Source organism: Rhodococcus sp. EPR-134, from assembly GCF_001647205.1.
Taxonomy (GTDB): Bacteria; Actinomycetota; Actinomycetes; order Mycobacteriales; family Mycobacteriaceae; genus Rhodococcus_F; species Rhodococcus_F qingshengii.
The window spans coordinates 1-1,149 of record NZ_LVCT01000421.1 but is presented as its reverse complement, the minus strand read 5'-3'; the positions used below and the strand labels follow the sequence as shown (position 1 = coordinate 1,149).

Here is a 1,149-nt window from a genome sequence, read left to right as displayed (position 1 = left end):
GACGGCATGGTCGAGGAAGTCGACAGACAGCTCGACGGTGACGTCCGACCGCGGTGGGAGTCCGGCGAGCACCGACGTCAGCTTGGGCAGCACCAGGAAGGTGCACGAGCCTTCGACCAGGACGCGCCACTTCCCGGAATCGTTGTCGCCTAACTCTTCTGCGGTGACAGTTGCGCGGATGACACGCCACACCAGGAGGGCGATGGCCAGCGCCAACCCGATCAGGACGCCCTCGAGCAGATTCAAGAACACGACGCCGACCACCGTGATGCCGTACACCCACAGATCACCGGTCCGTCGCGCCAACCGAATGTGCGCCAGCTTGACCAGTTGAATACCGATGACAATCAACAGTCCGGCCAGTGCAGACTTCGGAATCTGCTGGACCAACCCGGCGAGCGCAGCCGAGAACAGCAGAATCCACAGGCCGTGCATGATCGACGACGCGCGGGACTTCGCCCCGGCCTCGACATTGGTCGCACTGCGCACGATCACCCCGGTGACCGGAAGGCCGCCGATGGCCCCGGACACCATGTTCGCGGTGCCCTGGCCGAGCATCTCGCGATCGAAGTTCGACCGCGGGCCCGAGTGCATCTTGTCCACGGCCACGGCCGAGAGCAGACTCTCCACACTGGCGATCAGGGCGATGGTCAGGATGCCGGTTGCGACGCCGAGCCACTGGCCGTCGGGCAGAGCGGGGAGTCCGATCGAGTCCAGCAAAGATCCGTCGAGAGCAATACGCTCGACGTCGATCGGCAGCGCCAGCGAAGCGAGAGTTGCCAATACGATGCCCACCAACGCCGCCGGAACCTTGCGGACACCGGCAGGGAGATAGCGCCACCCGAGAAGGGTGGCGATGACGACGAGTCCGATCATCAGGTCCTCGACATGCAAGGCACCGATCTGTGCGGGCAACTGCCGTAGATTGTCCAGCGCCGAGCTGGCCGAGCTTCCACCCAACAACACGTGAACCTGTTGTAGCGCAATGGTGATGCCGATACCGGCGAGCATCGCATGCACCACCACTGGAGCAATAGCCAGCGCCGCACGGGCAATTCGGCTGAGCCCGAACACGATCTGCAGAATTCCGGCGCCGACGGTGATCAGGCAGGTGACTTTCCACCCGAACTTGCCGATCAGTTCGGCGAC

General features: G+C 63.9%; 1 protein-coding gene. It reads right to left on the bottom strand.

The window, feature by feature from the left end:
* Window positions 1–1,149, bottom strand: a 1,149-nt coding sequence (locus A2J01_RS19405) for a SulP family inorganic anion transporter (protein WP_197494253.1), incomplete at both ends; no start/stop codon positions are given.